The following is a 21,034-nucleotide window of genomic DNA, read 5'->3' on the forward strand; positions in this document are numbered from 1 at the left end:
GCCGCCGGGGGGCGGGGTGGGGGACCTCCCCCCCGCGGGCCGCCGCGACCACGGCCGGGCGCAGGACGGGCCCGCGGAGGACGCCGGCGCCAACCACGATGCAGCCTGATCGGCCACCGCGCCGCTGAGGCCGGATCATGTGCATCTGCCATGCCCTGCCGGCCCAGGCATTACTTGAGGCAAGAGACTTTGGAGTTGAACCGACCATGGACATGACTGGCAGCCAACGTATCGCCGCACCGCGCGAAAAAGTCTACGAGGCTCTGAATGATCCGGAAGCCCTGAAAGCCTCGATCCCCGGCTGCGAGTCCATCGAGAAGCTCTCGGACACGGAGATGACGGCGACGGTGGTCACCAAGGTGGGCCCGGTGAAGGCCAAGTTCCAGGGCGCGGTCACGCTGTCCGACCTGGACCCGCCCAACGGCTACACCATCTCGGGCGAAGGCAAGGGCGGCCCCGCCGGTTTCGCCAAGGGCGGCGCCAAGGTGCGCCTGGAAGATGACGGTGGGGCCACGGTGCTGCACTACGAGGTGAAGGCCGACGTCGGCGGCAAGCTGGCGCAGCTCGGCTCGCGCCTCATCGACGGCACGGCGAAGAAGCTCTCCGGCGAGTTCTTTTCCCGCTTTGCCGGGATCGTCGCCGGCCCCGCCGCGCAAGCGCCGGAAGCGGCGCCGGCGGCGGAACCGGTGGCCGCCGAAGCAGGCTTTGCGGCTCCCCCGGAGTTTCCCGGTGCGCCAGCGCGCGGCGCGGGCGGCTCGCGCCTGTGGATCTGGGGCCTGGCGGCGCTGGTGGTGCTGCTGGGGGCCTATATCCTCACTGCCTCATAGGTTAGCATTCTGAATAACTTGGAGCCCGGTTGAACCCTCTGACGGGTCGGGTCGACTAACTCTCCGTAATCCGCCGTTTCGATGAAGGGGCCAGTGGGAGGGTAGTACGATGGCAGAGGGTTTCCTGGCGCGGCTCTACGCGCTGCGCGCGCTCACGGTTTTCACCGGAATGGCGCTTTTGCTGATTTCCCTGGCCAGCGGTGCCTGGGCGGACGAGGCCCGGACGAACGCCGCCGCCGTCGAGCCCGCCGGCGTGGCGAGTTCCAGTGACCTGAAGCTCTATCAGGAGAAGATCAGCCGTCAGATCGACGGCTGGCTGAACGTCATCGTCGACGACGAAGGGCGCGTGACCCGCATCCTGTCCGAAGGGCTGATCTGGCGCCTGGAGATCAGCAGCCTGCAGCGCCCCGATCCCCAGGCCTACGTTTTCTCCGTGCGCCCCGCCAGAACGGCCCTGTCGGACCAGCCCTGCGGGCCCGGGGAAATCTGCCCCGCCGGCTACTCGGTGGCGGGCAGCAGCCGCCTGGTTGCGCTGGAGCCGCTGCGCGAAATGAGGGGCGCCGCCGGCCAGACCGTCTATCGCCAGAGCGCCAAGGTGGTGCTGCCTTTCGATATGAGCTGGGTCGAGTTCTACGACGACTTCCAGATCGCCGTGGCCGAGGCCTGCCGTGACGCCTTCCTGGCCGAGCGAGTCCGGGGCCGCAGCCTCGCCGAGTTGCGCGACGGCTACCTGGACCCGGAATTGACATTCCCCCTGAAGGCCGCAGTCTTTAGCGACGGGCGAATCGCCGAAACCGACCTGGCGGTTCATCTGCGGTGCTGGGGCAAGGTCTTTACGCGCTGACCCCCTGAAAAGAAATCTGTCGGGAGCGGCAATGCCGCCCCCATGAAGAAGGACCTGCCTGATGGTGCCCGCCTGGACCGTGACGCTCTCCTATATCGGCTATGCCGCCATGCTGGCGCTGGGCGCGATTTGCTGGTTACTGGTGCTCTTCGACCACATCGTCTACGGCCGCGTGGAGAGCGGCGATCTCGGCCAGGGCTGGCTCGAATTCAGCCGCCTGCTGATGCGCAACCTGCACTTTGCCCTGTGGACGAGCCTCTTCCTGGCGGTGGCGGCCTTCATTCTGGCGGCCCTGCCGGCCAGTGATCCCGCGCCGGCGGTGTCGTCCCACAAGGCCTATCAGATGAAATTCGGCGCTTTCGCCCTCTGCTTCCTGGGCCTGATCTCGCTCGCCCAGGTGCGCATGGGCGCCTTTGACGCCGACATCGCTTCCGTCGCCGTCTTCGCCTGGGCGCTGTGGGTCGTTTTCAGCGGCTGGCGCGCCTTCGCCGGACAACTGGCGGTGACGGGCCCCGCCGGCTGGTGGCTGCTGGCCATCGTCGACGGCCTGGCCGTCCTGGTCGTCGCGGGATTTGCCATTCTCATCAAGATCCAGGGCTTCCGGATGTTCTGATCCGCCCCTCGGCGCCCCACAAAGGAAAGAATCACCCCGATGTCGACACCCTGGACGCTGATCTACGCCTATCTCGCCTACGGGATCTCGATCGTGCTGGCCCTCGTGAGCTGGCTGGGCGGCAAGCTGCAGCACACGCTTTACAAGGGCGTCGGTGATGGGAGGATCGACGAGAGTTGGCTGGAGCTGGCACACTGGCTGGCCCAGAACCTGCGCTTCTTCACCATCGCCGGCGGTCTGCTGACCGTGATCGGTCTGCTGCTGGCGGCGTTTTCCTCGGGCGAGCCCGCCGAGGTCACCGCTTCCCATAAGAGCCTTCTCCTGCGCTTCGCGGCCATCGCCTTCGCCGCGCTCTGTCTCGCCTATGTCGGGCAGGGGGACCTGGGGAAGTACTATGTCGGCCTTGCCGCGGCCGCCGTCAGCGCCTGGGGCCTCTGGGTGCTGATCGCCGGCGGGCGTGCGCTGGCGGGCGGTGCGGTTGCCACCGCGCCGGCCCTGTGGTGGCTGGGCCTGATCGTCGTGCTGCTGCTCATCGCCCGGGTGATCGTGCTGGTCTTTTTCGTCAGCTCCGACAGCCCCCACCAGTTCTGAGGCCCATGTGAAGGGTCACATGTGAAAGGGGAGAGACCTTTTGGTCTCTCCCCCTTCGGCTCCCAGAGACGTTTTTTCGCCTCACCTTTGTCGGCTTTGTGCCAATCAGTCGTCGCCGCCGCCTTCGTAGTTCTTGAAGGCGGCCGTTTCGTGCTTGGCCGAGTTGATGATGACACCCACCACGACGGCGCAGGACAGCACCAGGAAGATGCCGATCACGAAGGGCGAGTCGGCGTAGGTGTAGTAGGCCTCCACGCCTTCCCAAGAGGTAATGGGACTTCCGCTCATTTGCTTGCCTCCTTGGATCAATCCAAATGGTTCAGGTGAATGGCCTTGCTATTCGGCCGGGGCGGTATGGGCCGTCTGCGGCGGACCGCTCTCCGGATAGGGCCGGATGGGAATCTCGACCACGTCCAGGCCGGCGATTTCCGGGCCGGAGGGGATGCGCAGCAGGCCCACCATCTTCAAGATCAGCGAGACAACATAGCCGGGGATGAAGCCCAGGCCCGCCATGACCGCCGCGCCGACCAGCTGGCCCAGCAGGCTCGACTCCGGGCCGCCGGGGCTGGGATAGCCGCTGGCGAAGATGCCGCAGGCGATGACGCTCCACAGGCCGGCGACGCCGTGCACCGCGAAGGCGCCGACCGCGTCGTCGATCCTGAGCTTCAGCAGCAGGTCCTGCACCTTCGGAATGATCAGGCCGCCGACGAAGCCGATGAGGAAGGCCAGGGCGGGGTGGTAGACATCCAGGCCGGAAGCGGCCGAGATGATGCCCGCCAGGGCGCCCGACATCATCCAGAAGGGATCGCGGGTCATCAGGAAGCAGCCGATGATGCCGCCGGCAAAGCCCATCAGGGTGTTGAAGGCGAAGGCCGAAAGCGTGGCCGGCTGGTTATAGATGTTCACCCACTGGTCGCCGGTGACGTAGATGATGCAGCCGCCGAGGAAGCCGAAGAAGCCGACAATGATCAGCATCAGGCCGATCAGAGTCATCGGCACCGAGTGGCCGGCGATCTCCAGCACCTTGCCGTCGGCCGTGAAGCGCCCGAGACGCGGGCCGAGGTTGATGACCACCCCCAGCGCGAAGAAACCGGCGACCATGTGGACCACGCCGGCGGCGCCGACGTCGTGGTAGCCGAACTCCGTGTGCAGCCAGCCGTCCGGATGCCAGCCCCAGGCCGCGCCCAGAATCCAGGCGAAGGACCCGAGCACGATGGCCAGGATGCAGAATCCGCTGAGCCGGATGCGCTCGATCACCGCGCCGGAATAGATCGACGCCGTGGTGGCGGCGAAGAGCGTGAAGGCGGCCCAGAACACGCCCGAGGCGTTGTCCGCCAGGTTCGGGCCCATGGCCGTTGCCCAGGGCAGGCCCCCGTCGCCGTCGGCGCTGGGAATCAGGCCATAAGGAAAGGCCAGATAGATCCACCAGCCGAAGAAGAAGAAAGTCGGAATGATGAAGGCGAAGGCCAGGATGTTCTTCACACCCGAAGCCAGGGCGTTCTTTACCCGCGATGCCCCCATTTCATAGGCCAAGAAACCTGCGTGGATGATCACCATCAGCGCCGTACACCACCAATAATAGATCTCCATATTGATGGTGCCGGACATTTCGATCATCGTCTGAAGCTCTGCGAGCTTCGTTTGTACTTCCGCATCCATGACGCCTCATGCCCCCTGTCGTTGGCTCTCCGCAGCGAGTCGCTTTGCCGCAGCAAGCCGCCCGCCGTTCGTCAGCGACGTCCATGCCGGACCTCTGCGAGTGTCCGGTCGTAGCCTTCCGCGGCCAACTTTTTTGGATACGTTTCCCCCGCCGGCCCTTACGCCCTTTCCGGGTCGAGCCGAGCGGAGCCAAGCCTAGCGGCGGTTTCGTCTACGTCAAGATTTTTTCTCTATAGGAATTGGGGCCGTGCAGGCGCCTAGGCTTTCCTATATGGTGTCGGATGACTCTTATCGTTAGATCACGTTCAAACCGTAACGGTGTGGCAAACGGTGACGTTGTGGAGAGCGAGGAACATTGACTCGGGAAAAGATGAGCAGGGTGAAGACAGCGACTCCCAAGACCGCGAAGGTTCCGGCGAAAGGCCCGGCGAAGGCAAAGGCGGCGAAGAAGGCAGTGGAGGTGGAGCCGCTGGCAACCGGCTCCTCGGCGCCGGCCATGTCGGAGGGGCAGTCGATCGAGGAAGCCATCGGCGCGCAGGTGCGCGCCCTGCGCAAGCGCCAGGACATGACGGTCTCCGAATTGGCCGGGCAGGCGGGGCTTTCCGCGGGTATGCTGTCGAAGGTGGAGAACGGCGCCATCTCGCCCTCCCTGGCGACACTGCAGAGCCTGGCCCAGGCGCTCAACGTGCCGATGACGAACTTCTTCACCGACTTCGAGCAGAAGCACGACATCACCCACGTGCGCGCCGGCGAGGGCCTGGTGATCGAGCGCCGCGGCACCAAGTCGGGCCACCAGTACCAGCTGCTGGGCCATTCCTTTCCCGGCGACTTCGCCTACGAGCCCTACCTGGTCACTCTCAGCAAGGGCGCCGAATCCTATCCGAGCTTCCGTCACGAGGGCATGGAGTTCATCTACATCCTGGAAGGCGAGGTGGGCTACCGCCACGGCAACAAGATCTATCCACTGAAGCCCGGCGACTCGCTGTTCTTCAATGCGCAGTCGGCGCATGGCCCCGAAGAGCTGCGCAAGCTGCCGCTGAAATTCCTCTCCATCATCGTGTTCCAGCGCGACAGCTAGGCCCCGCCGGTCTTCGTTGTCAGTTTATCAACAGGAAAAAATGTTTCTTATAGATTGACAGCGCTGGTGCTCCTGCTAGTCTCGTCTCGCCCTCGACCGGGGCGGCTATTTCATTTACCCAACTCATCCAGGAGCGGGTCGACATGTGCGGGATCGCCGGTCTTTTCCTGAAGGACGAACAGCACTCCCAGGCGCTGGGACGGATGTTGTCAGAGATGCTGACCGTGCTCTCCGACCGCGGTCCGGACAGCGCCGGTTTCGCCGTCTACGGGCAGCCGCAGGCCGCCAAGGTGAAGCTCACCCTGCGCGCCAGGGACGAGGCCTACGACTTCGCCGACCTGGGCGGTCGCCTGGCCGCGCACCTGGGCAGCGAGGTCGAAGTGCGGACCCGCGCCACCCACGCCATTCTGACGCTTGCCGAGGACGACGCCGCCGCCGCGGAAGTCTGGCTGCGCGCCAACGCGCCGGAGGTGAACCTCTTCGCCTCGGGCCGCGCCATGGAGCTTTATAAGGAGGTCGGCCTGCCGGCATCGGTCTCGGCCCGCTTCGACCTGCCGACCATGGCCGGCAGTCATGCCGTCGGTCACACCCGCATGGCCACCGAGTCGGCGGTCACCACCGCCGGCGCGCATCCTTTCTCCACCGGGCCCGACCAGTGCCTGGTGCACAACGGCTCGCTCTCCAACCACTGCGCCATCCGCCGCAACCTGCAGAAGGAAGGCGTGGGCGTCGAGACGGAGAACGATTCGGAGGTCGCGGCGGCCTACCTCACCTGGCAGATGGGCCGCGGCATGAACCTGGGGGAGGCGCTGGAGGCTTCGCTGAGAGATCTGGACGGCTTCTACACCTTCGTGGTCGGCACCGAGCAGGGCTTCGGCGTGTTGCGCGACCCCATCGCCTGCAAGCCGGCGGTGCTGGCGGAGACCGAGGCCTATGTCGCCTTCGGCTCCGAGTACCGGGCGCTGGCCGGGCTGCCGGGCATCGAGTCGGCCAGGGTCTGGGAGCCGGAGCCGGCGACGGTCTATTTCTGGGAGCGCGGCTGATGACCCTGGTCGACTTGGCGGCGACCCCGCTGCGCGAACTGAACGCGGCCCTGCACGCCCTGCCGCAGGACACCAACGACACCCGCTGGACGATCCGCAACCCGCGCGGCCAGCACGCCGTGGCGGTCGGCATCGACGCGCCCATCGCCGTCGAGATCGAGGGGCACGTCGGCTACTACTGCGCCGGCATGAACCAGCAGGCCAGCGTCACCATCCACGGCAACGCCGGCGTCGGCCTGGCGGAGAACATGATGTCCGGCGAGGTGCATGTCACCGGCGACGCCAGCCAGTCGGCCGGCGCTACGGCGCACGGCGGCACCCTGGTCATCGGCGGCAACGCGAGCGCCAGGTGCGGCATCTCGCTGAAGGGCGCCGACATCATCGTAAAGGGCAGCGTCGGCCATATGAGCGCCTTCATGGCCCAGGCCGGCAACCTGGTGGTGCTGGGCGACGCCGGCGAGGCGCTGGGGGATTCCCTCTACGAAGCCTGCCTCTACGTGCGCGGTAAGGTCGCCAGCCTGGGGGCCGACTGCGTCGAGAAGGAAATGACCGAAGAACACAAGGCCAAGCTGGCGACGCTGCTGGCCAAGGGCGGGGTCAACGGCGGTGTAGATGTCGGCGACTTCCGCCGCTACGGCTCGGCGCGCGAGCTCTACCACTTCAAGATCGACAACGTGGGCGCCTACTGATGGACAAGCCTTCGCCAACCCGCATTCCGCAGACCACGCCGCGCAAGTCGGCGACCTTCGACGATTACAGCCTCTCGGAAATCCGCCGCGCGGCGGCGACCGGCATCTACGACATCCGCGGCGCCGGCGCGAAGCGCAAGGTGCCGCACTTCGACGACCTGCTGTTTCTCGGCGCTTCGGTGTCGCGCTATCCCTTGGAGGGCTACCGCGAGAAGTGCGCGACCAACGTGACCCTGGGCACGCGCTTCGCCAAGAAGCCCATCGAGTTGAAGATCCCCATCACCATCGCCGGCATGAGCTTCGGCTCGCTCTCGGCCCAGGCCAAGGAGGCGCTGGGGCGCGGCGCTTCGATCATGGGCACCTCGACGACCACGGGCGACGGCGGCATGACGCCGGAAGAACGCGGCCACTCCGACATCCTGGTCTACCAGCTGCTGCCCTCGCGCTACGGCATGAACCCCGTCGACCTGCGCAAGGCCGACGCCATCGAGGTGGTGGTGGGTCAGGGCGCCAAGCCGGGCGGCGGCGGTATGCTGCTGGGCCAGAAGATCTCGGCCCGCGTCGCGGAGATGCGCACCCTGCCGGAGGGGATCGATCAGCGTTCGGCCTGCCGCCATCCGGACTGGACCGGCCCCGACGACCTGGAGATCAAGATCCAGGAGCTGCGCGAGCTCACCGACTGGGAGAAGCCGGTCTACATCAAGGTCGGCGCCAGCCGGCCCTACTACGACACGGCCCTGGCGGTGAAGGCGGGGGCCGACGTGGTGGTGCTGGACGGCATGCAGGGCGGCACCGCGGCCAGCCAGGAGGTCTTCATCGAGCACGTCGGCATTCCGATCCTGGCGGCGATCCGCCCGGCGGTGCAGGCGCTGCAGGACCTGGGCATGCACCGCAAGGTGCAACTCGTGGTCTCCGGCGGCATCCGCAACGGCGCCGACGTGGCCAAGGCGCTGGCCATGGGGGCCGACGCGGTTTCCATCGGCTCGGCGGCGCTGCATGCCCTGGGCGACAACGATCCGGCTTTGGAAGCGGAGTACGAGAAGCTCGGCACCGTCGCCGGAGCCTACGACGACTGGCACGAGGGGCTGGACCCTGCGGGCATTACCACCCAGGACCCGAAACTCGCCGCGCGCCTCGACCCGGTCGCGGCCGGACGGCGTCTCGCCAACTATCTCGCCGTGCTGACGCTGGAGGCGCAGACCATCGCGCGCGCCTGCGGCAAGTCACACGTCTTGAATCTGGAACCGGAGGATCTTGTCGCCCTGACCGTCGAAGCCGCGGCCATGGCGCAGGTGCCGCTCGCCGGCACGAGCTGGATCCCCGGCAAGAACGGCTTCTAGGAGGAAGCGGCCCTGGAACGGCCGATATTTAAAGAACGGGAACGGGGCACATGGCTGTCAATCTTGCGAAGGTCGCCAAAGACCGGGGCATCAAATACTTTCTGATTTCCTTCACCGATCTGTTCGGCGCCATGCGGGCCAAGCTGGTGCCCGCCGCGGCGATCGCCGACATGGCGAAGAGCGGGGCCGGCTTCGCGGGCTTCGCCACCTGGCTCGACATGTCGCCGGCAGACGCCGACATGTTTGCGCTGCCCGACCCCGACAGCCTGATCCAGCTGCCCTGGAAACCGGAAGTGGGCTGGCTGGCCGCCGATCCCTACATGAACGGCAAGCCGGTGGCGCACGCGCCGCGCAATGTGCTGAAAGAGGTCGGCAAGGCGGCGGCGGCCAAGGGCTACGAGATGAAGACCGGCGTGGAGTGCGAGTACTTCGTCATCCTGCCCGACGCCAGCGCCATCTCCGACCCCGCCGACATCCAGGCCAAGCCCTGCTACGACCAGCAGGCGCTGATGCGGCGCTATGACCTGATTTCCGAGATCTGCGACTGCATGCTGGAACTGGGCTGGGGGCCCTACCAGAACGATCACGAGGACGCCAACGGCCAGTTCGAGATGAACTGGGAGTACGACAACGCATTGAAAACCGCCGACCGCCAGGCCTTTTTCAAGTACATGGTGAAGACCCTGGCCGAGAAGCACGGCCTGCGCGCCACCTTCATGCCGAAGCCCTTCGCGGAGCTGACCGGCAACGGCTGCCACATGCACGTTTCGCTGTGGTCGACGAAGAACGGCCAGAACCTTTTCGAGCACAAGAAGGACCCGGAGGGGCTCTCGAAGCTGGCCTATCAGTTCATCGCCGGGGTGATGCACTCTGCCGAGGCGCTCTGCGCCGTCACCAACCCGACGGTGAACTCCTACAAGCGCATCAACGCGCCGGTCACCACCTCCGGCGCCACCTGGGCGCCCAACACCGTGACCTACAGCGGCAACAACCGCACCCACATGATCCGCATTCCCGATCCCGGGCGCTTCGAGTTTCGCCTGGCTGACGGCGCGGCCAACCCCTATCTCATGCCGGCGGCGGTGCTGGGCGCGGGACTGGACGGCATCGCCAACGGCCGCGACCCGGGCAAGCGCCTGGACATCAACATGTACACCGAGGGCCACAAGGCCAAGGGTGCCAAGCGCCTGCCGCTGAACCTGCTCGACGCCCTGCGCGCGCTGGAGAAGTCCAAGGTGCTGAAGTCGGCGCTGGGCGAGGAGACCATCGACGCCTTCGTGAAGCTGAAGATGAGCGAGTGGACCGACTACAGCCATCACCTGAGCGACTGGGAACGCCGCAACACGCTGGACTGCTGAGTCGGCGGTCCCGCGAATAGACCCACAGGGCGCGGGGTTGAATCCCTTTCGCCGACCTGTTATCTCCTGATGAACCGTTGGGGTGCTCGAAAGGGCTGAGAGGCGCAAGTCGCCAACCCAAGGAACCTGATCCGGGTAATGCCGGCGAAGGGAACGGGTCACGACATTTCCAGACATAAGCCTGATCCGCTTTTCCCTTCTCCGGCCCGTGAGGCAAGGAGACGAAGGTGGCGCAAGGTAGTGCGACGCAAGCAGCAGGACAGGGCGGCGAAGGAATTCCCATCGCCCTGACCCCCATCGCCTTGACGGTGGCCGGTTCCGACAGCGGCGGCGGCGCGGGCATTCAGGCCGATCTCAAGGCCTTTTCCGCGCTGGGCGTCTACGGCGCCAGCGTGATTACCGCGGTGACGGCGCAGAACACCCGCGCGGTCACGGCCGTGCATCCCATCCCCGAGGACATTGTCGCAGCGCAGATTGACGCGGTCTTCGACGACATGGCGGTGAAGGCCGTGAAGGTCGGTATGCTGGGCGGACCGCCGGTTATCGAGAGCGTGGCCTTCGGCCTGCGCGACCGCGGCGTGCCCCTGGTGATCGACCCGGTCATGGTGGCGAAGTCGGGGGATGCCTTGCTGCCGGACTCGGCGCTCATCGCCCTGCGCCGCGACCTGCTGCCGCTGGCCGACGTGCTGACGCCGAACCTGCCCGAGGCGGCGCGTCTGCTGGAAGGACCGCAGGCCGAGACGGAAGTCGAAGCGGAGGCGCAGGGACGCCGGCTGCTGGCGCTCGGCCCCAAGGCGGTGCTGATGAAGGGCGGTCACGCCACCGGCAAGGTCTGCGTTGACCTGCTGATTTCGGCCGGGGGCGAGACACTGCGCCTGCAGGCGCCGCGGCGGAACACCCGCAACACCCACGGCACCGGCTGCACCCTGTCCTCGGCCATCGCCGCCGGCCTTGCCAAGGGCCAGGGGCTGCCCGAGGCGGTCGGGACGGCGCATGCCTACCTGCAGGGCGCCATCGCCGCCGCGGACGGGCTCGGCGTCGGCGCGGGACACGGGCCGGTGCATCACTTCCACCAACTCTGGAGGTGAAGCCATGCGCGTCACCGTCATCGGCGCCGGCGTGGCCGGCCTCACCTGCGCCACCGAGCTTCTGAAGCGCGGGGCCGAGGTCACCGTCGTCGACCGCGCGCCGGAACTGGGGGCCGGGTCCTGCTCCTGGTGGGCCGGCGGCATGTTGGCGCCCTGGTGCGAAGGCGAGAGCGCCGAGGAGCCCGTCGTGCGCCTCGGCTCGGCGGCGGCGGATTGGTGGGACGCCCACGCCGGCGGCGTCACCCGGCAAGGGACCCTGGTGGTGGCGCCTGGCCGCGACAGCGGGGAACTGCGGCGCTTCGCCCGCCGCACGATGAATTTCAGCCAGGTGGATGCGGAGGCCATCGCGCTGCTGGAGCCGGACCTCGTCGGGCGCTTCCGCCGGGGCCTCTTTTTCGCCGGTGAAGCGCATCTCGATCCTCGAGCGGCGATCAAGGCCCTGGCCAAGAGGTTGCGGGACGGCGGTGCCGAACTGCGGTTCTCGACGGCCGCCGAGAACTTCCCACAGGCCGACGTGGTGGTCGACTGCCGGGGGCTCGCGGCGCGCGACGTGGCGCCGGGTCTGCGCGGCGTGCGCGGTGAGATGCTGGTGCTGCGCTGCCGCGAGCTGGCGCTGACCCGCACGCTCCGCCTGCTGCATCCGCGCATCCCGGTCTACATCGTGCCGCGCGGGGAAGGGGTCTACATGCTCGGCGCCACCATGATCGAGAGCGCCTCGCGCTCGCCGGTCTCGGCGCGCTCCCTCGTCGAGCTGTTGAACGCCGCCTATGCCTTGCACCCGGCCTTCGGCGAGGCGGAGGTGGTGGAGATCGGCGTCGACGCCCGCCCGGCCTTTCCCGACAACCTGCCGCGCGTCTGGCGCGACGGCCGCAGCGTCTTCGTCAACGGCCTCTATCGCCATGGCTTCCTGCTGGCGCCGGCCCTGGCCCGCCGCGCCGCCGACCTCGTGTTCGGCGAGACCCCCATCCCGGAGGAGAGCGATGCAGATCGTCTTGAACGGCAAACCCTGTGACGTGGCGCGCGACCGCCTTGATGGCGTGCTGGAAGAGCTCGGCTACCAGGGTGCCAAGGTGGCCACGGCGGTGAACGGCAACTTCGTTGCCGGGCCTCTGCGCGCGGAAACGTGGATCAAGGACGGTGACCGGGTCGAAGTCATCGCCCCGATGCAAGGGGGGTGAGGTGATGCGGCGGTTCTATGGCGTTGAGCTGGAGACGCGCCTGCTGCTGGGCACGGCGCAGTATCCTTCGCCGGCGATCCTGGCCCGGGCGGTACGCGCCTCCGGGGCCGAGGTGGTGACGGTGTCGCTGCGCCGCGAGTCGGCGGAGCAGCGCGACGGCCAGGCTTTCTGGGAGCTGATCCGCGAGCTGGGCGTGCGCGTGCTGCCCAACACCGCCGGCTGCCACACGGTGAAGGAGGCGGTGACCACCGCCCACATGGCGCGGGAGGTCTTCGACACCCCCTGGATCAAGCTGGAGGTGATCGGCGAGGACGACAGCCTGCAGCCGGACCTCTTCGGCCTGGTGGAAGCGGCTGCGGTGCTGACCGCAGAAGGCTTCCAGGTCTTCCCCTACACCACCGAGGACCTGGTCGCCGCCGGGCGCCTGCTGGAGGCGGGCTGCGAGGTGCTGATGCCCTGGGGCGCGCCCATCGGTTCCGGTCTGGGACTCAACAACCTCTACGGCCTGCGCAGCCTGCGCGCCCACTTTCCCGAGGTGCCGCTGGTGGTGGATGCGGGCATCGGCCTGCCGTCCCACGCGGCGGCGGCCATGGAACTGGGCTACGACGCGGTGCTGCTCAACACCGCCGTGGCCAAGGCCGGTGATCCCGTCGCCATGGCCGCGGCCTTCGCCCAGGCGATCGCCGCGGGGCAGGCGGCGCACGCCGCTGACCCCATGGAGCCGCGCGACATGGCGGCGCCCTCGACCCCCGTCATCGGCAAGGCGTTTTTGGGATGACCAAGCTCATGGTGCTCGATCCCTTCTATCCCATCGTCGACAGCAGCGCCTGGCTGCGCCGCCTGCTGCCCTGCGGGGTGAAGCTGGTGCAGCTGCGCGTGAAAGACCTTACCGAAGACGATACGCGCCGGGAAATCCGCGATGCCAAGGCGCTCTGCCAAGCTGTCGGCTGCCAGCTTGTCGTCAACGACTACTGGCGCCTGGCCATCGAGGAGGGCTGCGACTTCGTGCACCTGGGCCAGGAGGACCTGGACGACGCCGATCTGCCGGCGATCCGCCGCGCAGGGCTTCGCTTGGGAGTCAGCACCCACGACGATGCGGAGCTGGCGCGGGCCCTGTCCGTCGACCCCGACTACCTGGCCCTGGGGCCGATCTATCCGACCATCCTCAAGAAGATGAAATGGGCGCCGCAGGGCCTGGAGAAGCTGGGCGAATGGAAGCGGCGTATCGGCGACATCCCGCTGGTCGCCATCGGCGGGCTGACCGTCGAGCGCGCGCCGGGCGTCCTCGCAGCCGGGGCAGACGTCCTCTCCGTCGTCACCGACATCTCCCTCAACGCCGACCCGGAAGCCCGGACCCGGGCCTGGATCGAGGCAACACACAAGAACCAACTGCAGGAAGCCCGATGAAAACCTTGAACGCCTTTACACTTATTCTTGCCCTGTTGCTGGCGACGACGCCCGCGGCGGCGGCCGACAAGCTGACCCTGGTGCTCGACTGGTTCGTGAACCCGGATCACGGCCCCATCATCGTCGCCCAGGAGAAAGGCTACTTCGCCGACGAAGACCTGGAGGTGGAGGTGATCGCCCCCGCCGATCCTTCCGACCCGCCGAAGCTGGTGGCCGCCGGCAAGGCGGACCTGGCGGTTTCCTACCAGCCGCAGCTTCACCTGCAGATCCACGAGGGCCTGTCCCTGACCCGCGTCGGCACCCTGGTGGCCACGCCGCTCAATTGTCTCCTGGCGCTGGAAGATGGGCCGGTGAAGTCCCTGGCCGACCTCAAGGGCCGCAAGATCGGCTTCTCCGTCGCCGGCGTGGAGGAGGCGTTGCTGGGCGCCATGCTGGCGCCGCACGGCCTCAGCCTGGACGACGTGGAACTGGTCAACGTGAACTGGTCCCTCTCGCCATCGCTGATGTCGCGCCAGGTGGACGCGGTGATCGGTGCTTTCCGCAACTTCGAACTGAACCAGCTGGCCATCGAAGGCATCGGCGGGCGTTGCTTCTTTCCGGAGGAGGAGGGCGTGCCGGCCTACGACGAGCTGATCTACGTCGCCAACCCCGAGACCATGGACCCGGCGGTTGTCGCGCGTTTCCTGGCGGCGACCGAGAAGGCGACCCAGTTCATCGTCAACCACCCCGAGGAGGGCTGGGAAGTCTTCGCCGGCACCGCCAAGGAGCTGCAGGACGAGCTGAACGCGCGCGCCTGGAAGGACACCCTGCCGCGCTTCGCGCTGAGGCCCGCGGCCCTCGACGTCGGCCGCTATGCCCGCTTCGAGGCCTTCCTGGCCGAGGCCGGACTGGTGCCCAGCGAGAACCCGGTGGCGCGCATCGCCCAGCAGGTATCCGGGCAATGACCGCGCCCAAGCTGCTGCCCAACCGTGGTCCGGACTACGGTTCCGAGGTCTTCGGCGCCTGGCGCCGCGCCGCCGGCGCGGACTGGCAGGCCTATACGCGCCATGAGTTCGTGCGCCGGCTGGGCGACGGCACCCTGCCGCGCCGGGCTTTCCTGCACTACCTGGTGCAGGACTACGTCTTCCTGACCCACTTCGCCCGCGCCTGGGGGCTGGCGGTGGTCAAGGCTGGAGATCTGGAGGAGATGAAGGCGGCGGCCGCCACCGTCGACGCCCTGGTGAACCATGAGATGAAGCTGCACGTGGAGGTCTGCGCCGGCGAAGGCATCCCGGAGAAGACGCTCTTCGCGGCGGAGGAGGAGATCGAGAACCTCGCCTACACCCGCTTCGTCATGGACAGCGGGCTGTCCGGCGACTTCCTCGACCTGCTGGCGGCCCTGGCGCCCTGCGTGCTGGGCTACGGCGAGATCGGCGCCTGGCTGGGCGATCTTTCGAGCCGGAGGCCGGCCAGTGACAAGGCCTATGCCGACTGGATCGACACCTACGCCGCCAGCGACTACCAGGCACTGTGCCACGGCGTCGGCAGGCTGGTGGAGCGGGCGGCCGCGGCCCGCCTCGGCGCCACGCCGCAGGCCTCGCCGCGCTGGGCCGACCTCTGCCCCCCGTTCCGCACGGCGACGCGCCCGGAGGGCGGGTTCTGGGACATGGGGCTGAGAGGGAGCCTGAGAGGGGACCTCGGCAGTGGAAAGCGAAAAGACGCCTGAACGCCTTTCCGGCGTGACCCGGGTGCGCGACGGTCTCTTGGTCTTCGCCGCGGCGCTGACCTTCTGGCAGGCGTTGGTGTGGCTGACCGCCGTGCCCTCGTTCATCCTGCCCGGCCCCCTGCGCGTCGCCGGGACGCTGATTGCCCAGTACCAGCTTATCCTGGAACACGCCGCCGTCACCGTGGCCGAGGTGCTGCTCGGCATCGCGCTCGGCACCCTGCTGGGCGCGCTGACTGCCCTGCAGCTCATGATGTCGCGCACCGCCCTGCGCTACGTCCTGCCGGTGCTGGTCTTCAGCCAGGCGGTGCCGGTCTTCGCCCTGGCGCCGCTGCTGACCCTCTGGTTCGGCTACGGCCTCGGTTCCAAGATCGCCATGGCGGTGCTGATCATCTACTTCCCCGTGGCCTCCAACTTTCTCGACGGCCTGCGCCACAGCGACGACAGCCTGGTCGAGATGGCGCGCAGCCTGGGCGCGACCAACCGGCAACTGCTGTTCCGCATCCGCCTGCCGGCGGCGCTGCCCTCGCTCGGCTCGGGCCTGCGCCTCGCCGCGGTCTATGCGCCCATCGGCGCCGTCATCGGCGAATGGGTCGGCGCCTCCCAGGGCCTCGGCTATCTGATGCTGCTGGCCAACGGCCGGGCCAAGACCGACCTGATGTTCGCCGCGCTTCTCGTCCTCGCGCTTTTCACCCTGGTCCTGCACAAGGCCGTCGGCCGCCTGGCCGACCACCTGGCGCGCCGCGCCAAGGGGCAGGCTTGAACGGCTGATTGCCAATGAGCTGTTCCGATTTGCTGTGACGGGGATTGATCCGGATCAAGGCTGCGCGCCGGCAGGGAATTGGGTCAACCTGTGCGCCCAACCGCCGCCGAAGACGCAGCCGATCGCGATGGATACGCCCGGTCAGCTTGTCGACCGCCCGCCAGGGAACGCGCCCGCCGCCGCGGGCTGCGTGGTCTCGGTCAGCGGTTCGCTGGTCGATGTCGCTTTTCCGGAAGGTGAACTGCCGCCGGCCTTGAGTCGCGGGGCCGGGGCCGTGCCTGGTGGTGATCGGCAGCCGCGGTGCCGCCTGGCGGAGGAGCGGGGGCTCGACGCCGACCGCAGTATCGACGACAAGCTGGATGGCCTGCGCCGCCGTGAGAACGCCCTGCGCCAGGAGGCCATCACCACGGAGCTGCTGGACGTCGTTACCGGCTCCGAAGCTATCCTGACGCCGCCGGAGCGCTGAGCCTCCGGCCTTCCGGCCCCGGATTTATGGGCTTTGGCGGGGCCGTCTAGGCTGCAAGGATGGGTTGGATTCTGCCGGGCGCGACCCCTCTCTCTTTGCGTCCCCCGAGGGGGTCGCGAAGGGCATTTCCTGACTCAAAGGTTGATATGTAAATTTCCAAGGAATAGGACTGAAGTACTAAGGAAGATCAACTTATGGTTAATATTCATCCTTTACTTCGGTAGAAACCACAGAAATTTGTATGAGTTTTCGCCCTGATGGCCTCTCGGTTGTTTCCATTCGCCTGTTTCTTGTGACAAAATTTAGTCGGTCCCGCTACCAAGAGTTTATAAACAATTGCGGCGGGGGCTGGACAAACTTCAGGGTGAGAAGTGCATGACCGCGCTAGCGAGGGTTCTCGTTGCTGACGATGAAGTCGACCTGATCGAGGACTATCACTCGGCTCTGGCCATTGCTGATTCCAAGAATGCGGACACGCGCCTTGCCGAGCTGCAGGACGAGTTGTTCGGTCCTCAGCACTCCAACAGCAGCCTGCCACCCATCGAACTCGTCTCGGTGAATCAGGGCGAGGCGGCCGTGCAGGCGGTCAGCCGCGCGCAGGAAGAACACCGCCCGTTTTCAGTCGCCTTTATCGATGTGCGCATGCCGCCGGGTATCAACGGTCTGGACGCTGCCGCCAAGATCCGGGCGATCGACGAACGCCTGCCCATCGTCATCGTTACGGCCTACACCGATATCCAGATGATCGACCTGGCGAAGAAGGTGCCGCCGGCCGATCGGCTCTTTGTGCTGCAGAAACCCTTCCACACCACCGAGATCCAGCAGCTCGCCATCGCCCTGACGGCGCGTGGCGAGCTGGACCGGATGAACGAAGGCGAGGGTGGGGCTGAGACCTTGCCGCGGCTCGACCGTGTTCTCAGCGGTCTGCCGGGCGGCATCGCCGTCTTCGACGAGAACGAGCGCCTGGTTCAGATGAACGAGGGCCTCGGAAAACTTTTCCCCGATATGAAGGACGAGGCCGGCTCGGGCATTCGCTACGACGCCTGGCGTGCCAAGATCGCAGAAGAGCTGGCGCCGGACCAGGTGCTGAAGCGCAAGGGTCGGGATGACGGACGCCTTCAGCTGGCTGATGCCGGCGGTTTGGCGGCCCGGCGCCTTTCCGGCAACCGCTGGGTGATGATCGCCGAGCAGTTCGAGTCCACCGGCGGAACGGTGGTGCAGTTCCTCGATGTGACCAGGATGAAGGTTGCCGAGCAGCGCCGGACGATCGGCAGCACCATGGCCCATATGTCGCGTCTGGCGGGCGCCCTGGTAGACCGCGCCGCGGCGGGGGAGCTGGGACGCGGCGCCTCTGCGACGGAAATCTCCGGCGAGTTGGAACAGACCGCCACCGGGCGGCGCTCGGCCCTGCAGGATCTGACGATCCTGGCGCAGCGCCAGCAGCTTGCGCCACGGCCGAGCTTCCTCGACGCCTTGGCCAATGAGACCGCGGCGGCGCTGGAGCATGAACTTCCCAAGTCCATCAATGTGGAGACGGTTTCCTCCGTCGGCCTCTGGCCCGTCTTTGTCGACCCTGAACAGACCCGGGATGTGCTGCGCGCGCTGATGTTGAACGCTGCCGAAGCCGTGGAAGGCAAGGGAAGCGTCGTCGTCGAGACTGCCAACGTCCGGGCGACGCGGGAAGCGGCGAGCGAGATGCCCGGCCTCAAGAGCGGTGAGTACGTGCGCCTGTCGATCACCGACAACGGTCCCGGCATGCAGCCGGAGTTGATCGACCGCGCCGTTATGCCGTTTTTCACCACAAAGGATCCTAAGGAACACAGTGGCATGGGGCTTACAGCGGCTTACAGCTTCGTTCTGCAGTCCGGTGGGCATCTCTTCATCGACAGTGACGGTCAGAGCACGACCACCGTCAATCTCTTCCTGCCCCGCTTGCCCGAGGGCGTCATGGCCGGGAAACGGGGGCTGCGGCGCCACTAAGGCGATCGCAGGGAACGGGGTCACAGAGATGCACGTCACTAAGCCAGCGGCCACACTGGATCTCTTCGGAGGTTTCTCGTTGCGAGACGCAACGGGCGCGCAGGTGTCCCTGACTCTCCGCAAGACCGAGGCGCTCATCGCCTATCTGGCGGTAAACGGCCACAGCCAGCAGCGCGAAAAGCTCGCCACGCTGCTATGGGGCGAGACCACCCAGTCCAACGCCCTGCAGAGCCTGCGCCAGGCGCGCCTGACCCTGATGCGCAATCTTGAACCGCACAAGCTGCCGATTCTCAATTTCGACCGGCGGGAGGTGCATCTGGACGTGACCTCCCTGCAGGTCGACGCACTGGAGTTTGAACGTCTGCAGGAGGCGGGCGACCAGGATTCTCTGGCGCGGGCCGTGGCGCTGTACAGCGGCGAATTCCTGGCCGGCATGGAAATCGAGTCGGAAGCCTTCGAGGAATGGCTGCTGCCGATCCGCGCCTGGTACCGCGAGCAGATGGAGGCCGCACTCGATAGGTTGCTCACCTTGCAGGAGCAGGCCGGGGCGCAGGAATCTTCAATTCGCACGGCCAAGCGTATTCTGGCACTCGATCCGCTGCGCGAGGACGTACACCGCTGGATGATGCAGGCCTTTGCCGCCGCCGGCCAGCGCACCTCGGCATTGGCCGCCTACGACGCTTGCCGTACGGTTCTGCGCGAACAGCTCGACGTCGAGCCGGAGGCCGAGACCGAGTCTCTCTACCAGTCGATCCTTTTGCGGGCGGACCCGCAGCCGCGGACCGTGAAGTCCGCCGGCGAGCAGAGAATCAACGGCACCGCCGTTGCGTCCCTGGCCGCCGAGGCGCCGGCCACCGGCGAAGCCGCCGCTGCAGCGGGGGCGGGCGGCGGGCTGGCGCCGATCAGCAATCTCACCAACGCGGCCCTGGAAGTTCTGCAGATCGCCGCGGTTTCAGGCAGCCTCTTCTCGATGGGTCTGCTCGAGGCCTTGACCGAGCGCTCTCCGGAGCGCAGCCGGGCAAGCCTCCGCGAACTGGTTGCGGCGGGCCTTTTCGAGACGACCGCCGACGGCGAGGCCTCCTCCATCGGCTCGTCGGTCCGCGAAAGGGTCCTGGGGCAGCTTCTGCCCTCCCACCGCAAGCACCTGCACTACGCCGTTGCCGTGGCCCTGGAAGACCAGGCAGGCAGCGATATTTACGAGCAGTGCTATGAGATCGCCGGGCATTTCCGCGCTGCCGGGCGTTGGAACCTCGCGGTGCCCCATCTGCTGCGCCTGGCCAAGCTGGAGGCGGATCGCGGCAACCTCGATCTGGCGGAAACCCAGGTGCGTCAGGCGTCGGCCGATCTCGAACTGCTGCCGCCCGGCGATGCGCGCGGCAAGCTGGAGGTCAAGGTCCTGGTGATCGCCGCCGAGTTGGCGGAGTTGAAGGGCGATCTGGCGCGGGCCGAGGAAATCCTCGCTCGCAAGTGGCCGGACCTGAAACGCTATGGCAACTCGGAGCTGTGGATCAGCTACCTGCTGGCTCGGGCGCGCCTGCGTCATCGCAGAGGCATGGTCAAGCAAGCCTACGCGGCGATCCGGCGCATGCCGCGCACCTGCAAGGGCCGGCCCATGCAAAGCCATTGGCTGCTGGCTGAGCGCTTCGCCGATCTGGCGGATAAAATCACCGGCGAAGGCTGCAATCCCGCAATGATGCTGGAAAGCCATCGCCTGACCGGCCCACGCTCCAGCGAGGCCGATGCCAGTGCGGTGCAGGCGCTGTGCCACGCCAAGCGCGAGAAGTTCTCGGCCGCTTACGCGGCCTGCGCCCAGGCGATCCGCCTGTCCGAGAACCAGCCGGACACGACCTGTCTGACCGTCAGCCTGCAGACCCAGGGGATCATCCAGGTCTGGGACGGGGAAGCGAAGGTGGCTCTGGAGGCTTTCGACCGGGCCTTGAGCCTGGCGGAAGCGCGGGGTGACCTGCTGAGGCAGTACACCTCACGCGGCTACCGCGGTTTCGCGCTGATCAATGCCGGGCGCGCCTTCGAAGCGAAGGAGGAACTGGCCCAGGCAGTCAATATGTCAGAAAAGCTGCATCTGCCCTTTATGCGCGCTATGTTCATGGCTTGGCTGGCCGAGGCCCTGCAGGGTTGCGGAGAGAACGACCGCGCTCTCGAGGTCGCCCGCTGGGCGGCCCGCATGGCCAACGAGGGCAACGAGCCCTGGGCCCGTTCGGTGGCCTTGCGCGTCATGGCGCAGGCGCTCTCCGTGTCGAACGCCGAGGACGGCAAGTTCGTCGACCGCATCCTGCGCGCGGCGCTGGAGATGCAAAGCAGCCTGGGGCTGCCGTTCGAGACGGCGCGCACCGTCGACATGCGGGCAGAGGTCAGCGCCGCCGAGCTTCACTAGAGGGACCTGCTTCGTC

At 67.1% G+C, this 21,034-nt stretch carries 22 protein-coding genes and 1 riboswitch; of the genes, 20 read left to right on the forward strand and 2 right to left on the reverse strand.

Annotation, left to right across the window (positions count from 1 at the left end; genetic code table 11):
- Positions 1-206: 206 nt before the first annotated feature.
- From H7X47_RS21080 to H7X47_RS21095, 4 genes are all read left to right on the forward strand, one after another.
- Entirely contained in the window at positions 207-827 is a 621-nt protein-coding gene (locus tag H7X47_RS21080; RefSeq protein WP_193370736.1) for an SRPBCC family protein, read from the forward strand.
- Between the two features lie 109 nt (positions 828-936).
- Complete coding sequence (locus H7X47_RS21085; protein WP_193370737.1) at positions 937-1,671, forward strand: hypothetical protein; 735 nt, start codon at positions 937-939, stop codon at positions 1,669-1,671.
- Positions 1,672-1,732: 61 nt separating this feature from the next.
- On the forward strand, positions 1,733-2,284 hold the full coding sequence (locus tag H7X47_RS21090; protein WP_193370738.1) for a hypothetical protein: 552 nt from the start codon (positions 1,733-1,735) through the stop codon (positions 2,282-2,284).
- Positions 2,285-2,323: 39 nt separating this feature from the next.
- Positions 2,324-2,875, forward strand: coding sequence for a hypothetical protein (locus H7X47_RS21095; RefSeq protein WP_193370739.1), 552 nt, complete (start codon positions 2,324-2,326; stop codon positions 2,873-2,875).
- Between the two features lie 105 nt (positions 2,876-2,980).
- Here H7X47_RS21095 and H7X47_RS21100 read toward each other — a convergent pair whose 3' ends face one another.
- Positions 2,981-3,163, reverse strand: coding sequence for a hypothetical protein (locus H7X47_RS21100; RefSeq protein ID WP_193370740.1), 183 nt, complete (start codon positions 3,161-3,163; stop codon positions 2,981-2,983).
- 48 nt (positions 3,164-3,211) lie between these two features.
- The gene (locus tag H7X47_RS21105) at positions 3,212-4,492 is read right to left on the reverse strand and encodes an ammonium transporter (protein WP_227010681.1); all 1,281 of its coding nucleotides are present in this window, start codon (positions 4,490-4,492) and stop codon (positions 3,212-3,214) included.
- Positions 4,493-4,913: 421 nt separating this feature from the next.
- Between H7X47_RS21105 and H7X47_RS21110 the strand changes: the two genes are divergently transcribed.
- The 16 genes from H7X47_RS21110 to H7X47_RS21185 all read left to right on the forward strand — a co-directional run bounded on the left by H7X47_RS21110 (position 4,914) and on the right by H7X47_RS21185 (position 21,018).
- On the forward strand, positions 4,914-5,612 hold the full coding sequence (locus H7X47_RS21110) for a helix-turn-helix domain-containing protein (RefSeq protein WP_322096522.1): 699 nt from the start codon (positions 4,914-4,916) through the stop codon (positions 5,610-5,612).
- 143 nt (positions 5,613-5,755) lie between these two features.
- Entirely contained in the window at positions 5,756-6,655 is a 900-nt protein-coding gene (locus H7X47_RS21115) for a class II glutamine amidotransferase (RefSeq protein ID WP_193370743.1), read from the forward strand.
- A complete protein-coding gene (locus H7X47_RS21120; RefSeq protein ID WP_193370744.1) occupies positions 6,655-7,344 on the forward strand; it encodes a GltB/FmdC/FwdC-like GXGXG domain-containing protein in 690 nt (229 codons plus the stop codon). Before H7X47_RS21115 ends, H7X47_RS21120 begins: the two co-directional genes overlap by 1 nt.
- The gene (locus tag H7X47_RS21125; RefSeq protein ID WP_193370745.1) at positions 7,344-8,684 is read left to right on the forward strand and encodes an FMN-binding glutamate synthase family protein; all 1,341 of its coding nucleotides are present in this window, start codon (positions 7,344-7,346) and stop codon (positions 8,682-8,684) included. The genes H7X47_RS21120 and H7X47_RS21125 overlap by 1 nt, the downstream gene beginning before the upstream one ends.
- A 50-nt stretch (positions 8,685-8,734) precedes the next feature.
- Entirely contained in the window at positions 8,735-10,042 is a 1,308-nt protein-coding gene (gene glnT, locus H7X47_RS21130) for a type III glutamate--ammonia ligase (RefSeq protein WP_193370746.1), read from the forward strand.
- A gap of 68 nt (positions 10,043-10,110) precedes the next feature.
- A riboswitch (TPP riboswitch) is annotated at positions 10,111-10,212 on the forward strand.
- Between the two features lie 57 nt (positions 10,213-10,269).
- Positions 10,270-11,130, forward strand: a complete 861-nt coding sequence (gene thiD, locus H7X47_RS21135) for a bifunctional hydroxymethylpyrimidine kinase/phosphomethylpyrimidine kinase (protein WP_322096523.1) — start codon at positions 10,270-10,272, stop codon at positions 11,128-11,130.
- Between the two features lie 4 nt (positions 11,131-11,134).
- Entirely contained in the window at positions 11,135-12,142 is a 1,008-nt protein-coding gene (thiO, locus tag H7X47_RS21140) for a glycine oxidase ThiO (RefSeq protein WP_227010682.1), read from the forward strand.
- Entirely contained in the window at positions 12,111-12,308 is a 198-nt protein-coding gene (gene thiS, locus H7X47_RS21145) for a sulfur carrier protein ThiS (protein WP_193370748.1), read from the forward strand. The genes thiO and thiS overlap by 32 nt, the downstream gene beginning before the upstream one ends.
- Before the next feature lie 4 nt (positions 12,309-12,312).
- The gene (locus H7X47_RS21150) at positions 12,313-13,086 is read left to right on the forward strand and encodes a thiazole synthase (RefSeq protein WP_193370749.1); all 774 of its coding nucleotides are present in this window, start codon (positions 12,313-12,315) and stop codon (positions 13,084-13,086) included.
- Positions 13,083-13,715, forward strand: coding sequence for a thiamine phosphate synthase (locus H7X47_RS21155; RefSeq protein ID WP_322096524.1), 633 nt, complete (start codon positions 13,083-13,085; stop codon positions 13,713-13,715). The genes H7X47_RS21150 and H7X47_RS21155 overlap by 4 nt, the downstream gene beginning before the upstream one ends.
- Positions 13,712-14,659: an ABC transporter substrate-binding protein gene (locus tag H7X47_RS21160; RefSeq protein ID WP_193370750.1), complete on the forward strand. Its 948-nt coding sequence runs from the start codon at positions 13,712-13,714 to the stop codon at positions 14,657-14,659. Before H7X47_RS21155 ends, H7X47_RS21160 begins: the two co-directional genes overlap by 4 nt.
- The gene (locus tag H7X47_RS21165) at positions 14,656-15,420 is read left to right on the forward strand and encodes a TenA family protein (RefSeq protein ID WP_193370751.1); all 765 of its coding nucleotides are present in this window, start codon (positions 14,656-14,658) and stop codon (positions 15,418-15,420) included. The genes H7X47_RS21160 and H7X47_RS21165 overlap by 4 nt, the downstream gene beginning before the upstream one ends.
- A complete protein-coding gene (locus tag H7X47_RS21170) occupies positions 15,398-16,180 on the forward strand; it encodes an ABC transporter permease (RefSeq protein ID WP_319633654.1) in 783 nt (260 codons plus the stop codon). Before H7X47_RS21165 ends, H7X47_RS21170 begins: the two co-directional genes overlap by 23 nt.
- Positions 16,181-16,307: 127 nt before the next feature.
- A complete protein-coding gene (locus H7X47_RS21175; protein WP_193370752.1) occupies positions 16,308-16,646 on the forward strand; it encodes a F0F1 ATP synthase subunit gamma in 339 nt (112 codons plus the stop codon).
- Between the two features lie 375 nt (positions 16,647-17,021).
- Entirely contained in the window at positions 17,022-18,626 is a 1,605-nt protein-coding gene (locus H7X47_RS21180; RefSeq protein WP_193370753.1) for an ATP-binding response regulator, read from the forward strand.
- A gap of 103 nt (positions 18,627-18,729) precedes the next feature.
- Entirely contained in the window at positions 18,730-21,018 is a 2,289-nt protein-coding gene (locus tag H7X47_RS21185) for an ATP-binding protein (RefSeq protein WP_193370754.1), read from the forward strand.
- The last annotated feature ends 16 nt before the right edge of the window (positions 21,019-21,034 follow it).

This window comes from Pelagibius marinus, assembly GCF_014925385.1.
In the GTDB taxonomy this organism is placed as follows: Bacteria; Pseudomonadota; Alphaproteobacteria; order Kiloniellales; family Kiloniellaceae; genus Pelagibius; species Pelagibius marinus.

Bases quoted from the DNA above. Each gene is read 5' to 3' on its own strand.
- H7X47_RS21080 (WP_193370736.1), top strand. From the start codon at position 207: ATGGACATGACTGGCAGCCAACGTATCGCCGCACCGCGCGAAAAAGTC.
- H7X47_RS21085 (WP_193370737.1), top strand. From the start codon at position 937: ATGGCAGAGGGTTTCCTGGCGCGGCTCTACGCGCTGCGCGCGCTCACG.
- H7X47_RS21090 (WP_193370738.1), top strand. From the start codon at position 1,733: ATGGTGCCCGCCTGGACCGTGACGCTCTCCTATATCGGCTATGCCGCC.
- H7X47_RS21095 (WP_193370739.1), top strand. From the start codon at position 2,324: ATGTCGACACCCTGGACGCTGATCTACGCCTATCTCGCCTACGGGATC.
- H7X47_RS21100 (WP_193370740.1), bottom strand. From the start codon at position 3,163: ATGAGCGGAAGTCCCATTACCTCTTGGGAAGGCGTGGAGGCCTACTAC.
- H7X47_RS21105 (WP_227010681.1), bottom strand. From the start codon at position 4,492: ATGATCGAAATGTCCGGCACCATCAATATGGAGATCTATTATTGGTGG.
- H7X47_RS21115 (WP_193370743.1), top strand. From the start codon at position 5,756: ATGTGCGGGATCGCCGGTCTTTTCCTGAAGGACGAACAGCACTCCCAG.
- H7X47_RS21120 (WP_193370744.1), top strand. From the start codon at position 6,655: ATGACCCTGGTCGACTTGGCGGCGACCCCGCTGCGCGAACTGAACGCG.
- H7X47_RS21125 (WP_193370745.1), top strand. From the start codon at position 7,344: ATGGACAAGCCTTCGCCAACCCGCATTCCGCAGACCACGCCGCGCAAG.
- glnT (WP_193370746.1), top strand. From the start codon at position 8,735: ATGGCTGTCAATCTTGCGAAGGTCGCCAAAGACCGGGGCATCAAATAC.
- thiO (WP_227010682.1), top strand. From the start codon at position 11,135: ATGCGCGTCACCGTCATCGGCGCCGGCGTGGCCGGCCTCACCTGCGCC.
- thiS (WP_193370748.1), top strand. From the start codon at position 12,111: ATGCAGATCGTCTTGAACGGCAAACCCTGTGACGTGGCGCGCGACCGC.
- H7X47_RS21150 (WP_193370749.1), top strand. From the start codon at position 12,313: ATGCGGCGGTTCTATGGCGTTGAGCTGGAGACGCGCCTGCTGCTGGGC.
- H7X47_RS21155 (WP_322096524.1), top strand. From the start codon at position 13,083: ATGACCAAGCTCATGGTGCTCGATCCCTTCTATCCCATCGTCGACAGC.
- H7X47_RS21160 (WP_193370750.1), top strand. From the start codon at position 13,712: ATGAAAACCTTGAACGCCTTTACACTTATTCTTGCCCTGTTGCTGGCG.
- H7X47_RS21165 (WP_193370751.1), top strand. From the start codon at position 14,656: ATGACCGCGCCCAAGCTGCTGCCCAACCGTGGTCCGGACTACGGTTCC.
- H7X47_RS21175 (WP_193370752.1), top strand. From the start codon at position 16,308: ATGGATACGCCCGGTCAGCTTGTCGACCGCCCGCCAGGGAACGCGCCC.
- H7X47_RS21180 (WP_193370753.1), top strand. From the start codon at position 17,022: ATGACCGCGCTAGCGAGGGTTCTCGTTGCTGACGATGAAGTCGACCTG.